General features: G+C 41.2%; 12 protein-coding genes. 8 read left to right on the top strand and 4 right to left on the bottom strand.

What is annotated here, in order from left to right:
- Nucleotides 1-25: 25 nt before the first annotated feature.
- Nucleotides 26-874: a glycosyltransferase gene (locus FNZ24_RS13405; protein WP_153915098.1), complete on the top strand. Its 849-nt coding sequence runs from the start codon at nt 26-28 to the stop codon at nt 872-874.
- A 20-nt stretch (nt 875-894) separates the two neighbouring features.
- On the opposite strand, the gene FNZ24_RS13400 is transcribed toward FNZ24_RS13405, so the two are convergent.
- Nucleotides 895-1,932, bottom strand: a complete 1,038-nt coding sequence (locus FNZ24_RS13400; RefSeq protein ID WP_228768485.1) for a glycosyltransferase family 9 protein — start codon at nt 1,930-1,932, stop codon at nt 895-897.
- 89 nt (nt 1,933-2,021) lie between these two features.
- On the opposite strand from FNZ24_RS13400, the gene FNZ24_RS13395 reads away from it, so the two are divergent.
- Complete coding sequence (locus FNZ24_RS13395) at nt 2,022-2,744, top strand: 3-deoxy-D-manno-octulosonic acid kinase (RefSeq protein WP_153915097.1); 723 nt, start codon at nt 2,022-2,024, stop codon at nt 2,742-2,744.
- Between the two features lie 44 nt (nt 2,745-2,788).
- Here FNZ24_RS13395 and waaA read toward each other — a convergent pair whose 3' ends face one another.
- Complete coding sequence (gene waaA / locus FNZ24_RS13390; protein ID WP_153915095.1) at nt 2,789-4,075, bottom strand: lipid IV(A) 3-deoxy-D-manno-octulosonic acid transferase; 1,287 nt, start codon at nt 4,073-4,075, stop codon at nt 2,789-2,791.
- Between the two features lie 271 nt (nt 4,076-4,346).
- Here waaA and FNZ24_RS13385 point away from each other — a divergent pair, with 271 nt between their 5' ends.
- The 5 genes from FNZ24_RS13385 to glpG all read left to right on the top strand — a co-directional run bounded on the left by FNZ24_RS13385 (nt 4,347) and on the right by glpG (nt 8,763).
- Nucleotides 4,347-5,003 carry a TetR/AcrR family transcriptional regulator gene (locus FNZ24_RS13385; RefSeq protein ID WP_153915093.1) on the top strand — a complete coding sequence of 219 codons (657 nt, stop codon included), beginning with the start codon at nt 4,347-4,349 and terminating at the stop codon, nt 5,001-5,003.
- Between the two features lie 276 nt (nt 5,004-5,279).
- Complete coding sequence (locus FNZ24_RS13380) at nt 5,280-6,473, top strand: glycine C-acetyltransferase (RefSeq protein WP_153915091.1); 1,194 nt, start codon at nt 5,280-5,282, stop codon at nt 6,471-6,473.
- 10 nt (nt 6,474-6,483) lie between these two features.
- On the top strand, nt 6,484-7,509 hold the full coding sequence (gene tdh, locus FNZ24_RS13375; protein ID WP_153915089.1) for an L-threonine 3-dehydrogenase: 1,026 nt from the start codon (nt 6,484-6,486) through the stop codon (nt 7,507-7,509).
- 106 nt (nt 7,510-7,615) lie between these two features.
- Nucleotides 7,616-7,924, top strand: coding sequence for a thiosulfate sulfurtransferase GlpE (glpE, locus tag FNZ24_RS13370; protein ID WP_153915087.1), 309 nt, complete (start codon nt 7,616-7,618; stop codon nt 7,922-7,924).
- On the top strand, nt 7,921-8,763 hold the full coding sequence (glpG, locus tag FNZ24_RS13365) for a rhomboid family intramembrane serine protease GlpG (protein ID WP_153915085.1): 843 nt from the start codon (nt 7,921-7,923) through the stop codon (nt 8,761-8,763). Before glpE ends, glpG begins: the two co-directional genes overlap by 4 nt.
- Before the next feature lie 73 nt (nt 8,764-8,836).
- On the opposite strand, the gene elbB is transcribed toward glpG, so the two are convergent.
- Nucleotides 8,837-9,493: an isoprenoid biosynthesis glyoxalase ElbB gene (gene elbB, locus FNZ24_RS13360; protein ID WP_153915083.1), complete on the bottom strand. Its 657-nt coding sequence runs from the start codon at nt 9,491-9,493 to the stop codon at nt 8,837-8,839.
- Between the two features lie 385 nt (nt 9,494-9,878).
- On the opposite strand from elbB, the gene polA reads away from it, so the two are divergent.
- A complete protein-coding gene (polA, locus tag FNZ24_RS13355) occupies nt 9,879-12,641 on the top strand; it encodes a DNA polymerase I (RefSeq protein WP_153915081.1) in 2,763 nt (920 codons plus the stop codon).
- Nucleotides 12,642-13,278: 637 nt separating this feature from the next.
- On the opposite strand, the gene yihA is transcribed toward polA, so the two are convergent.
- Complete coding sequence (gene yihA / locus FNZ24_RS13350) at nt 13,279-13,941, bottom strand: ribosome biogenesis GTP-binding protein YihA/YsxC (protein ID WP_153915078.1); 663 nt, start codon at nt 13,939-13,941, stop codon at nt 13,279-13,281.
- Between the last annotated feature and the right edge of the window lie 99 nt (nt 13,942-14,040).

Below are 14,040 nucleotides of genomic sequence, written 5' to 3'. Positions count from 1 at the left end.
ATTCAAGAATAAAGGCTTTATAAAAATGAAAAGGGCAATATTTACTTTAGCCATTGGTGATAATCCAATGTATAAGGCAGCGATTACTAGCTTTGAAGAATATGGTAAGAAAGTTGGTGCTGATGTAATTGTATCTAAAGAACTTCATTATCATCTGCATGTAAATAACAAGAAGTATGACGCTAGCCCTGCTTGGTCTGAAAAATTATATATAGCAGAACTGTTAAAAACTTATGACCGTGTTCTTTATTTAGACGCAGACATATTAGTCAGTCCATTTGCGGAAAATATTTTTGAAGAATGCCCTGAGCTAGACACTGTTTACATGTTCAATGAGGGGAAATACAAAGATCGCTCCCCTCACGCTCAACGCATTAATGAAGTACTCGGAGAAGCGCATTGGCCAGAAGAAAATGGCAAAATGGTGTACTTCAATTCAGGGATGATTTTATTATCCAAAGAAACAGGGCTGTTCGATAATGCTAGCGCTGATGAGATGCAAAAAATTTGCAATGAAGTGAAGTTTTATGATCAAACTTATATTAATTATCTTATTCGCAGAGACAAAATTAATTGCGTTAGCGTAGATAAACGCTTTAATCGCATGCCTCTTTTAGGACTAGAAGATTATCAATCAGCAAGCTTTATTCATTATGCAGGTCGAGGGTACAGAGAAAAAGTCCCTATGCGCGATTTAAAGTTCATTATTGATTATTGTGAAATTTTTAAAGACCAACTGTCGGAAGCTCAAATATTAGACTACAAAAAGCAAGCATGGCATTGGTATATGTTGAAGCAACAACGTAAAACTAAGTTACCTATTCCATTGTTAAGTGCCGTATTTGGCCTCTTCCATCCACAGCACAAATATTAATAATAGCCCGCAATAGCGGGCTATTTTTTTATCACGTCATCAAATGCAGCGATAACATCTTCAACCTCAATCAAGGCCATTAACTCCTTCCCTTTAGCTCGCTTTCCCCATGGAATATCTTGATTGGGAAACTGCTGCACAATCACAGAGTCATAAACACTAACCACATGTTCCTGTGACAGGTAAGGGCCGGTTCTACCTGGGTTTGAATGCGCATATAAGCCAATGACTGGCGTCCCTTGTGTAACAGCCATGTGCGCAGGGCCTGTATCGGGCGCAATGACTACTGCTGCATTTTTCAATACTGATAATAGCTGTGTTAAAGAGGTTTTAGTCACCATATTCTCAATTGGCTGAGTAGCAAAACCAGTAATTGCACTTGCTAGTTCGACTTCAAGTTGACTCGGCCCACCACAAATAAGTACACGATACCCTTGTGATACAGCGTAATCTGCCACTGCAGCATATCTTTCTGGTAACCAGTTGCGCTCAGCTTTACTGGCTGCTGGGCAAATCACTAATACTTTTTCATCCTTGCCAATCAAGTCATTCGCAAATTGAGTATCAGCAGCAGGAACAGGGATACACCAACGAGGAGTGAGATCCTCAACGCCAATGGCTTTTGCAAAGCCCATAAAGCCTTCTAAAACATGAGGAGTAGCTAATGGTTCAACTGCGTGATTGGTCACTAACCATTGACCTTCTTTAGCGCGGGCTTTGTCAAAACCAATTCGAATTTTGGCTTTAATCATCAATGAAGCAATCGTGGCTCTTAGTGCGACCTGCATATGCAATAACACATCAAATTTCTGAGCTGCTAAGTCTTTACGTAATTTGGCATAACTGCGCCAGCCTTGCGACTTATCAAAAATAACAAACTCAACCCCTGGAAGGTGCTTGAGTAGTTGATATTCGACTTTACCAATCACCCAGGTGATCTTTAACTGTGGATATTGCTTCTGAATCGCCTGCACCATTGCAACAGCATGACAAACATCGCCAATTGCGGATAATCGAAGTAAACATAGGGATGTCATTGATGCAAAGTCAGCTTTCATGGGCCATTAACCAGATAAGTACAAGAGTTCGATCTTAATGTAGAATAAGCGATATAGCCACAGACAAATCAAAGCTTTGTAATTCACTTATGCAAATAAAAACAACAAACAAAGGTGTTATCGCTTGGTGCGATGATCTCGCTAAAGACCTTACGCCAACAAACTTCACTCCTGAGTATTGGCATAAAAATAACGCCGTTATTGGCCAGTCTAAAGGCCGCTATACAACGTGGTTTGTTGAGCATAAAACCCAGCAATGGGTATTAAGGCATTATTGGCGTGGTGGCTTAATGGAAAAACTCAGTAAAGATGCCTATGTGTTTACTGGTTTTAACCGCACCCGCGCCATGGGTGAACTTACGATTTTAAACACCCTTCACCAAGAAGGTTTCCCAGTACCAAGGCCTATTGCCGCTAATGTTGAGCGCTTTGGTATTTGGTATCGTGCAGATTTATTAATTGAATTAGTTAACGGTGCGAATGATTTAGTCGCATTGCTGACAAAATCAGAATTAACTGCGCAGCAATGGCAACAACTGGGGAAAACCATTGCTCAATTTCACCTTCGCGGCGTTTACCATGCAGATTTGAATGCCAAAAATATCTTATTCGCTGATGAGCAGTTTTATCTAATTGATTTTGATCGGGGTGAACTTAAAACGCCGAACTCAACATGGCAACAAGCCAACTTAAGCCGCTTGTTACGCTCGTTTAATAAAGAAAAAGCCAAACTACCCGCATTACAATTTGAGCAAGAGAACTGGCAGCAACTTTTAATAGGTTACAACCAGTTTATGAGCAAACACTCCTAACTCTGCAACCCTCTAACTCTACAAATTCATAACTGTATCGAGTTTTATTTATGTGCTGGCGGTAAATAGGACTCAATAACCTGTAGCTGTTTGGCCAATGCCCCACGGTTTTGGCTAACTACTGTTAAACAAGCCTTAGCTGCATTGTCGTGTTGTACTTTATCGGCAAATAAGTCCAATAGATGCTCAACTAGCTCATTTTTATCTTCCACCACTTCTAGTCCACCAGCTTGTTGTAATAAAGCGGTGATTTCAGCAAAGTCCCAATGATTTGGCCCAACGCTAACAGGTAAACCCATTGCGGCGGGCTCTAGTGGGTTATGGCCGCCATTTTCTATCAAGGTGCCACCAATAAATGCAAAATCCGCGGCGCCATACAGCATTAACAACTCTCCCATAGTGTCGCCCAGTAAAACATTCACACTTGAGTTAACCGCTTCATTCATGCTGCGTCTTGCTAAAGTTAGCCCCTGCTGAGTCGTGGCTACTGCCGCTACATTAAACTGCTCTGGATGTCTTGGTGCCATAATTAACAGCGCGTTTGGATAATCTTGTAAAAGCTGCTGATGCACTTGAAGCATGATTTCAAACTCACCAGGGTGAACACTTCCAGCAACCCACACAGGGGATGAAACACGCCCCCACTGTTGCCGCAGAGCTTGCGCTTGAAGTTGTTTGCTTTCATCAATATTTAAATCAAATTTCAGGCTGCCACAAACCTTTAAAGTATCTGAGCTCACTCCCAACACTTCAAACCTTAGTGCTTCTGCTTGGGTTTGCACCGCAATAGCATCTAACTTAGTCAGCATAGGTTGACTCAGCTTGGCTTGCTTTTGGTATTTTGCAGCAGACTTTTCAGATAAGCGTGCATTGGCTAATATCAACTTACATTGCTGCGCTTTAGCAAAGTGAATCAGATTTGGCCAAAGTTCAGTTTCCATCATGATGCATATCTTAGGGTTAACTTGCGCTAAAAAACGTTTAACGCAAAGACTAAAATCCAGCGGAAGATAACAATGCTGAACTCGACCGCCGAGATCGGCTTTAAATGCTTTAAGCACTTCATCAGAGCCAGTAGGGCTAGTGGTTGTAATGGTGAAAGTCAGCTGAGGATGCTGCGCCATTAATGTCTTTATCAATGGTATTGCAGCTAAGGTTTCTCCCATTGATACGCTATGGATTAACACATCAGAGCTCGATAACGAGGTTAACCCAAACCGCTCGCCCCAACGCTGACGATATGCAGGACTTTTAATGCCACGAAAAGCAAAATACATCACCACTAAAGGCGAAAGAACATATAGTAATAAAGAATATAGGCCACGAGTCATTAAAAGAGTCTTAATCAATTTTGCTTGTCAGATAAACACAATGCTAACATAAACCTAAATGACATAAATGTGTGATCATTCACCATAAACATCTTGCATAGATATCTTTTCTTTTGTCAGCAAGATGTGAACTAACCAGTGCGATCATCACGTGCTGGCTGAACTGACCAGATATTGGCGTCATTTGATATAACATTCATAAGGATATGCGCTGAGCGGCATATTGAGTCTTCAAGACTCCTATATTTAGCAATTGATAATTGGAACCGATATGAAAACCCGCGATAAAATTGTTTTTGCCAGTCTTGAACTCTTTAACGAACATGGTGAACGTAACATCACCACCAATCATATTGCAGCTCACCTTGGTATCAGCCCAGGTAATCTTTATTACCACTTCCGTAATAAAGAAGACATTATCAATTCCATCTTTGCCTTATATGAAAGTCACCTAGAGTCAGGTTTCAAACCGTATGAAGACACAACCGTTGATATTGAACTGTTAATGGGCTATTTCGATGCCATGTTTTACACCCTATGGCAGTTCCGTTTTATGTATGCCAACCTTGCCGATATCCTTAGCCGTGATGAAGCGCTTAAAGCGCGCTACCTTACAGCGCAAGAACAAGTATTAAGCCGCTCGAGTCATGTATTACGTAAGCTTATTAGTGATGGATTCCTTGAAATAGAAGATAGTAAGGTCACCGCTTTAGCTGACACCATAAAAATGATGGTGAGTTTTTGGATAAGCTACCAATTAACCCAATCAAGCACCTCAACCATCACCAAAGCTACGCTTTATGAAGGTTTACTACGTGTGTTGATGATATTTAAAGCTTATTCAACCCCTGGTTCAGAAGCGACTTTCACCCGTCTTGAACAGCATTACCTTGATGTTGCTTCACAAGAGCGCGATGCAGCGGCATAAACTTGTTCTCTCGCCACACTTACAAACCGCCTTTTTATGACTAAAATAAAGCAATAAAAAGGCGGCCCACGGTTTTATTAACATAGTAAGCCTTTCATTAATCAGCAATTCACTCTCGCTTGTTATTGATTAGTATATCTAATGTGAAAACATCCCTAGCCCTAATCATTTTTATGTCGCTATTCAGGTTAAAAAAAACACTGTAGAGCCAGTAAAATTAAGGTTAGAATGCCGCCAAGCGATTTCCATATTAAAACTATATTTAGGAGAAATCAGGTGGCCACTACCTCATTTTACGACCGCATAAATCAACAACTTGTCGATGTTAAAGCTGAAGGCTTATACAAGAGTGAACGCGTCATCACTTCTGCTCAACAGACTGCGATTAACGTTAATAGCGAAGAAGTGATTAACTTCTGTGCTAACAACTATTTAGGTCTAGCAAATCACCCGGAATTAATTAATGCAGCTCAAAACGGATTAAGCAGCCACGGTTTTGGTATGGCTTCTGTACGTTTTATCTGTGGTACCCAAAATATTCACAAGCAATTAGAAAATAGCCTGAGCGAATTTTTAGGCATGGAAGATACGATTTTGTATTCTTCTTGTTTTGATGCCAACGCAGGTCTTTTTGAAACCTTATTGGGTCCTGAAGATGCTATCGTATCTGATGCATTAAACCATGCGTCAATCATTGATGGTGTCCGTTTATGTAAAGCTAAACGTTTCCGTTATGCCAATAATGATATGGCAGATCTTGAAACACAGCTAAAAGCCGCCAAAGAAGCTGGCGCACGCGATATTTTAATCGCAACCGACGGCGTATTCTCAATGGATGGCGTCATTGCTAACTTACAAGGCGTTTGTGATTTAGCCGATAAATACGGCGCATTAGTCATGGTTGATGACTCGCACGCTGTTGGTTTTGTGGGTGAAAACGGCCGTGGCACACACGAGTTTTGCCAAGTGATGGATCGTGTAGACATCATTACCGGTACATTAGGCAAAGCACTTGGCGGTGCATCTGGCGGATTCACTTCTGGTAAAAAAGAAGTCATCGACTGGTTACGTCAGCGATCTCGCCCTTATTTATTCTCGAATTCATTAGCACCTTCAATTGTAAGTGCATCAATCCATGTACTGGAAATGCTTAAGTCAGGTCACGCTTTGCGAGAAGCTGTATGGGAAAACAGTCGTTATTTCCGTGAAGAAATGACCAAAGCAGGCTTTACGTTAGCGGGTGCTGATCATGCCATTATTCCAGTGATGATTGGTGATGCCAAATTAGCAGGTGACTTTTCAAATCGCTTATTAGCTGAAAACATCTATGTTGTTGGCTTCTCTTTCCCTGTCGTCCCTAAAGGCCAAGCACGAATTCGCACCCAAATGTCAGCTGCACATACTCGCCCACAAATCGATAAAGCCATTGAAGCCTTTACCCGTATTGGTAAAGAAATGGGCATAATTTAAGGTCAGGACAATGAAAGCATTAAGCAAGTTAAAGCCTGAAGAAGGCATCTGGATGGTTGATGCACCCAAGCCAGAAATGGGTCATAACGATCTACTGATTAAAATTCGCAAAACCGCTATTTGTGGCACTGATGTTCATATTTACAACTGGGATGAATGGTCACAAAACACGATTCCTGTCCCTATGGTTGTAGGTCACGAGTATGTCGGTGAAGTGGTTGATATGGGCCAAGAGGTTCGTGGTTTTACTGTCGGTGACCGTGTTTCAGGCGAAGGCCACATTACTTGTGGTCACTGCCGAAACTGTCGCGGCGGCCGTACTCACTTATGTCGTAATACCTCTGGTGTTGGTGTTAACCGAGATGGCGCATTTGCAGAATACCTAGTTATTCCAGCTTTCAACGCCTTTAAAATTCCAGATGATATCTCAGATGACTTAGCCTCTGTATTTGATCCCTTTGGTAATGCCGTTCATACGGCATTGTCATTTGATGTGGTAGGCGAAGATGTATTAATCACAGGTGCTGGTCCTATCGGCATCATGGCTGCTGCCGTTTGTAAACATGTTGGCGCACGCCACGTGGTCATTACTGATGTGAATGAGTACCGCCTCGATTTAGCGCGTAAAATGGGCGCAACTCGCGCAGTAAATGTTGCTAAAGAAGACTTAAAAGATGTCATGAATGAGCTTGGTATGACGGAAGGCTTTGATGTCGGTTTAGAAATGTCAGGCGTGCCTTCAGCATTTCACTCAATGCTCGATACCATGAACCATGGCGGTAAAATTGCTATGTTAGGTATTCCTGGCGGTGATATGGCCATTGATTGGAGCAAAGTGATCTTTAAAGGCCTTATCTTAAAAGGCATTTATGGTCGCGAGATGTTTGAAACCTGGTACAAAATGGCCAGTCTTATCCAGTCTGGACTAGATTTGTCACCGATTATCACTCACCACTTCTCTATTGATGACTTTCAGCAGGGCTTTGATGCAATGCGTTCAGGTCAATCTGGCAAGGTAATTTTAAACTGGGATTAATCCCTTTTATCAATTACCGCAAAAATAAAGGGGTTGTATCTATGCAGCCCCTTATAAGATACTTCAGTTAATCACTCTTTCTCATTTCAATTAGCAGCGGTACAGCATGAGCACTTTCAAACACCTTTCGATCAATGAACTTATCCATATGACAGCAGATTCTGATGATGTTCAAATCGTCGATATTCGTGATGCAGCAAGTTATGCTGCAGGCCATATTGAAGGCGCTATTCATCTCACTAATGAAAATATTGCTCATGTAATAGCTGAAGCAGACATGGATAACCCACTTGTGGTGGTCTGTTACCACGGTATTAGCAGCCAAGGCGCTGCAGGATATTTGATTGAGCAGGGTTTTGATGACGTTTATAGCCTTGATGGTGGCTTTACTGCTTGGAGCGCTGCAAACTCATGATTGAAATCGGCCAACTTCCTCATGCTCGCGCAGCACAAGCCTTTATTGATTACCTTAAAGGGTTAGATATAGAGTGTGTTCCTGTGGTAACTGAGCATGGTGTGTCATTGGTCGTAAATGATGAAGCTAAAGCAGAACAAGCTAGATACGAGTTCGAACAGTTCAAACAAAATCCATATCAGAAAAAGTATTTAGAAGCCTCGTGGGATAATGGCTCCACTCAAACTAAGCTAGATTATGGTTCATCTTCCTTAGGGCTCATTCAACAATTCATTACTGGAGCAGGACCACTCACTTTAGTTACCTTTTTTGTGTGTGTAGCCGTTTTTGCTGCAATGAACCTTGGTTTTTCCAATCAAGTTTTCAGCCAATTATCATTTTTTGGAGCTATACCAAACAGCGACTTTAGCCAGATATGGCGAATATTCACCCCCAGTTTAATGCATTTCTCTGCAATGCATCTGCTGTTTAACCTACTTTGGTGGTGGTATCTAGGCGGTAAAATTGAAACCAAACTTGGCACCCGCCCACTAATTATTCTATTACTTGTGGCAGGTAGTTTACCCAGCCTAGTGCAATACATGATGACAGGACCTAACTTTGGCGGCTTATCTGGAGTGGTTTATGCCGTTGTTGGTTACACATGGATAATGGGTCAACGGGCTCCAGAGTCTGGCATAGGTATTCCTAATAGCTACATGACATTCATGTTAATTTGGTTAGTACTCGGCTTTACCGATTTACTTGGCATGCCGATAGCTAACGGTGCTCATATTGGTGGATTACTCGTTGGGTTAGCCCAAGGGGCATTTGATAGTAAACGGAAGAGTAGTTATTAAGTTATTTTCAAAAGGCTTTCTATCAGAAAGCCTTATCCAGACTCCAAACTAAATGATAAGCGAATATAAAAAGCTAGCGGATCATTTTTAATACTTGGTTGACCAGCTTTTCAATGCCGACTTGCGCCTCAGTAATCGAATTCGCCAACATATAAGCAGGTGTGGATACCACAAGATTGTCTATATCGACCACAATGTCTTCAACGCTTGCATCACAATGCTCGCCGCCCATTTCTGTATAAGCTTGCGCAGTGCCGCTATCATTACCGATTGTCCCTTTAATTCCATTTGGATAAAGTGCGGGCATCATTACAGGTGCGATACACATAAAACCGATTGGTTTTTTCGCTAACACAAACTCTTGAATGAAGCGTTCGACTTCTGGATGCAGCTTGCAGCCACTTCCAGCCACTGCAAAATCACATAAATTCTTAGCCGCACCAAAACCGCCAGGTACTATCAAGGCATCAAACAGGCTGATATCTAGCTCAGTTGTATTAAGCACTTCTCCACGAGCAATACGAGCCGACTCTTGCAGTACATTGCGCGTCTGCTCAGCACTAACTTCACCGTTGAGATGATTCACCACATGCATTTGCTCAATATCAGGAGCAAAACACTGATAATCGGCCCCAGCTTTTGATAATGCCAGTAATGTTAACACCGATTCATGGATTTCAGCTCCGTCATAAACGCCACATCCACTGAGTAGCACTGCAATATTTTTCATTTCAGTTCCTTTAAAAACAGATTATTTTAACTTTTTTTAAACAAATCTATTGATCTGATTAAAAAACATGCTAACTTAGTTTCTCGAATTTATTTCATGGTTTAAAAACTGTACCAAATAATCGAGTAAATCAATAAGAATATTAAAAAAGTCCACATAATCGGATTATTTTTTAAAACTACTATTTAACTCACAAAATTATTATAAAATAAGTAAATTCAAAAGCTTAAACGTTTTATTCCCAGTCGTAATTAAAACACCCTTAGATGATATATTAATTCACTCACAGACTTATCCACAGGCTGAGGGATAATTTTCCGTGGCTGAAAATCCTTGTATGTGGCATTCTAAGGCCATCTCAGAATACTGAATATGAAAACAGACTATGCCAACAATCCCCAATAACCCACTCGTCCTTGTGGATGGTTCTTCTTATCTTTATCGAGCATTTTATGCACCACCACATTTGACTAATTCAAAAGGCGAAGCAACCGGTGCTGTATACGGTGTAGTCAATATGCTTCGTAGCCTTATGAGCCGATACAATCCAAGTCATATTGCGGTGGTATTTGATGCTAAGGGCAAGACATTTCGTAATGATATGTACAGCGAATATAAAGCTCAGCGTCCGCCGATGCCAGATGACTTGCGATCTCAAATCGCACCACTACATGCCATCATTCACGCTTTAGGTTTACCATTGATTTGCATTCCTGGTGTCGAGGCTGACGATGTCATTGGTACTATTGCTTTAAAAGCCAGTAAAGAAGGTCGAGCAACGCTGATCAGTACTGGCGATAAAGATATGGCGCAGCTCGTTGATGAACATGTCACCTTAATTAACACTATGACCGACACTATTATGGGGCCAGATGAGGTCACAGAAAAATTTGGTGTCGGCCCAGAGCTTATTATTGATCTACTTGCGATGATGGGTGATAAAGCCGATAACATTCCTGGCTTACCAGGTGTTGGTGAAAAAACAGCTTTAGCTATGCTTACCGGTGTCGGTGGAGTTGATAAACTCATCGCTAACCCAGAAAGCGTACTTGACGTCACCTTCCGCGGCTCAAAAACCATGCCTAAGAAGATTGAAGATAATAAAGAGATGCTGCAGTTATCTTACGATCTCGCCACCATCAAAACGGATGTTGAATGGGACGATGATTGGACGCCGTTAGAAATTAAGCCTCAAGACCGCGATGAGCTTATAAAACTGTTTGGAGAAATGGAATTTAAGCGTTGGTTAGCTGAAGTATTAGATAACAAATCCAACTTTTCAGCTGCGTCTGCAAACTCAAATACTGAAGAAATTACGCCACCAGCACCTGCAATTGAAGCAGAATATGAGACCATACTGACTGAAGCCGATTTAGCTAAATGGATTGCGACACTATCAAAAGCTGAGCTGATTGCAGTAGATACAGAGACCACCAGCCTTAACTATATGGAAGCTAAGCTTGTTGGCATTTCGTTCGCAGTAGAGGCAGGTAAAGCGGCCTACCTGCCATTAACTCATGATTATCTTGATGCACCAGAACAACTCCCTGTTGAATACGCGCTAGAGCAACTAAGACCTATTCTTGAAAGTGACAGCATTAAAAAGGTTGGTCAAAACCTTAAGTATGACATCAGCATCTTTGCTAATGCAGGTATTACACTAAAAGGTGTCCGTTTTGATACAATGCTTGAATCTTATGTCTTTAATTCAGTCGCTTCCCGTCATGATATGGACGGCTTAGCACTTAAGTATTTAGGGCATAAAAATATCAGTTTTGAAGAAATTGCCGGTAAAGGTGCTAAACAACTCACCTTTAACCAAATCGATTTAGCCACGGCAAGTCCTTATGCGGCTGAAGATGCTGATATCACGCTGCGGCTACATGAACACCTATGGCCGAGAGTCGAAAAAGAATCTTCTTTAGCGTCGGTATTCAATGAGCTTGAACTACCGCTTATTCAAGTATTATCCGACATTGAACGTCAAGGTGTGTTAATTGATAGCATGTTGCTAAGCCAGCAAAGCGATGAATTGGCGCAAAAAATTGATGAGCTTGAAACCAAAGCCTACGACATAGCGGGCGAGAAGTTTAACTTAAGCTCTCCTAAGCAATTACAAGCGCTGTTTTTTGAAAAACTCGGATACCCGATCATCAAAAAAACCCCAAAAGGTGCCCCTTCAACTGCTGAAGATGTGCTCATCGAGCTTGCATTAGACTACCCACTACCTAAACTCATTTTGCAGCACAGAAGTCTATCTAAGCTTAAGAGTACCTATACTGACAAGCTACCGTTAATGGTAAATCCAGAAACGGGGCGAGTTCATACTAGTTATCATCAAGCTAATGCTGCAACAGGTCGTTTATCATCAAGCGAGCCAAACTTACAGAATATACCAATTCGTACAGAAGAAGGCCGCCGCATTAGGCAAGCCTTTATTGCACCTGAAGGTCGCAAAGTGCTCGCAGCCGATTACTCTCAAATCGAGCTGCGCATTATGGCGCACTTATCTCAAGACAAAGGCTTGTTAACCGCCTTTGCTGAGAATAAAGATATTCATAAAGCCACTGCTGCAGAAGTCTTTGGGGTTCATTTTGAAGAAGTCACAACAGAACAACGTCGTCGTGCAAAAGCGGTAAACTTCGGCTTAATTTACGGTATGTCTGCATTTGGCTTAGCTAAACAACTCGATATTCCTCGTAAAGAAGCACAAACCTATATCGATACTTATTTTGCTCGATATCCAGGTGTCCTTAAATATATGGAAGACACTCGAGCATTAGCAGCTGAAGTCGGGTATGTTGAAACAATTTATGGCAGACGCTTATATCTTCCTGACATTAAAGATAGAAATGCTATGCGCCGCCAAGCTGCTGAGCGCGCAGCGATTAATGCGCCAATGCAAGGAACTGCGGCAGATATCATCAAGAAGGCAATGATCAGTATTGACCAATGGATTAAGCATGACACCAATGGCGAAATTACGATGATGATGCAAGTTCACGATGAATTAGTCTTTGAAGTTGAGGAAAGCCAAGCTGAGACACTTAAAGCCAAAGTATGTGAACTTATGGCGCAAGCCGCGAGTTTAGATGTCACATTATTAGCAGAGGCTGGTATTGGCGACAACTGGGATGAAGCCCATTAGCCTCTATTTGAACCTGCTACAAATCAGCTAAGTTGGATAAGCTTAGCTACTTTGACAAACAATCCCGTAGTTTTACCACTACGGGATTGTTGTTTTTAGCCTTAAAACATAGCAACAAGGTGAAAAAAGCAGCGTCAAATGTGGCAAACTTCACATTATTGTTCATTTTTATAAAAAACAGTTTTTTATTTTAAGGCTAATGGCGTATTATTATCTGCGTAGGGTACAGAGGTTAAGATGTTCCATCTTTCAGACCTTTTTTATTTCACTAGAAATAGTGACAAGCCGAATTATGGCGCTCCAGCATCTTAATATGCTGGAGCTTTTTTTTGCCCAAAATTTATTTTAGAGTAAATACTTTAAATCTGTTCAAAAAACGATTATTATAGTTTTATTGAGCGTCGTCGATGAGTAGATGGCACTTGAGTCTTGTTGAATTTAGCTTCTCCCCAAAAGAGCTAATTTTTTTAACCGGTGACAATATGTCGTCGGTTTTTTTTTGCTTAAATTCAACGATTCGAGCTACATAGCTCTTAGATATTGAAAGTGACTTATAAAAAAGCCGCTAAGTTTATTACTTAAACTTAACGGCTTTAATTACAAAGGCCTATTTGAAAATGACCTTTATATAATCGTCTTATTCAGGATTCTGCTCAGCTTCTTGCTCTGCTTCAGTTAACCAACTCGGGTTACACCACTCGTTTAAAATACCCAATACTTTCGGTTTACCTGTCCCCTTTAATGAAGAAAAAGGCTCAACCTTAACCCAATCGCCAAATTCGGCTAACTCTTTACGCACAGCATTAACCGTTTTCATTTTGACATTTTGTGCCAGCTTATCTGATTTAGTTAGCAAGGCTAATACTGGAATCTCACTCAATACAGCCCATTCAATCATCTGCATGTCTAAATCTTTTAATGGGTGACGAATATCCATCAATACCACAACACCGCTTAAACAGGCTCGTTCTTGCAAATATTCACCTAAAGCTTTCTGCCATTTATTTTTTAATGCTAATGGCACTTTGGCGAAACCATAGCCAGGTAAATCCACTAATCGACGGTTTTCATCTAACTCAAACACATTGATTAACTGGGTGCGCCCAGGTGTTTTACTGGTTCTTGCCAAGCCCTTTTGCTCAGTCAAAGCGTTTAGTGCGCTTGACTTACCTGCATTAGAGCGGCCAGCAAACGCAATTTCTACTCCGGTATCACCAGGTAAATACTCATCAAGATGTGCAATATCCGGTGCACTAATTAAAAACTTGGTTTTTCGAAAATCTATACGCGTTTCTGACACGATTTGCTCCAATAAATTTGGGGTAATACCTTAATTATGTAAGATTTGCTTACTTTTCCACATTTTCGTGTAAAATATTAGCCTGATCACAGTTTGTAG

The sequence above is a fragment of the Shewanella sp. TC10 genome, from assembly GCF_009663145.1.
GTDB lineage: Bacteria > Pseudomonadota > Gammaproteobacteria > Enterobacterales > Shewanellaceae > Shewanella.
Note: the sequence above shows the minus strand (reverse complement) of the source record. Positions and strands in the feature narration are given on the sequence as shown.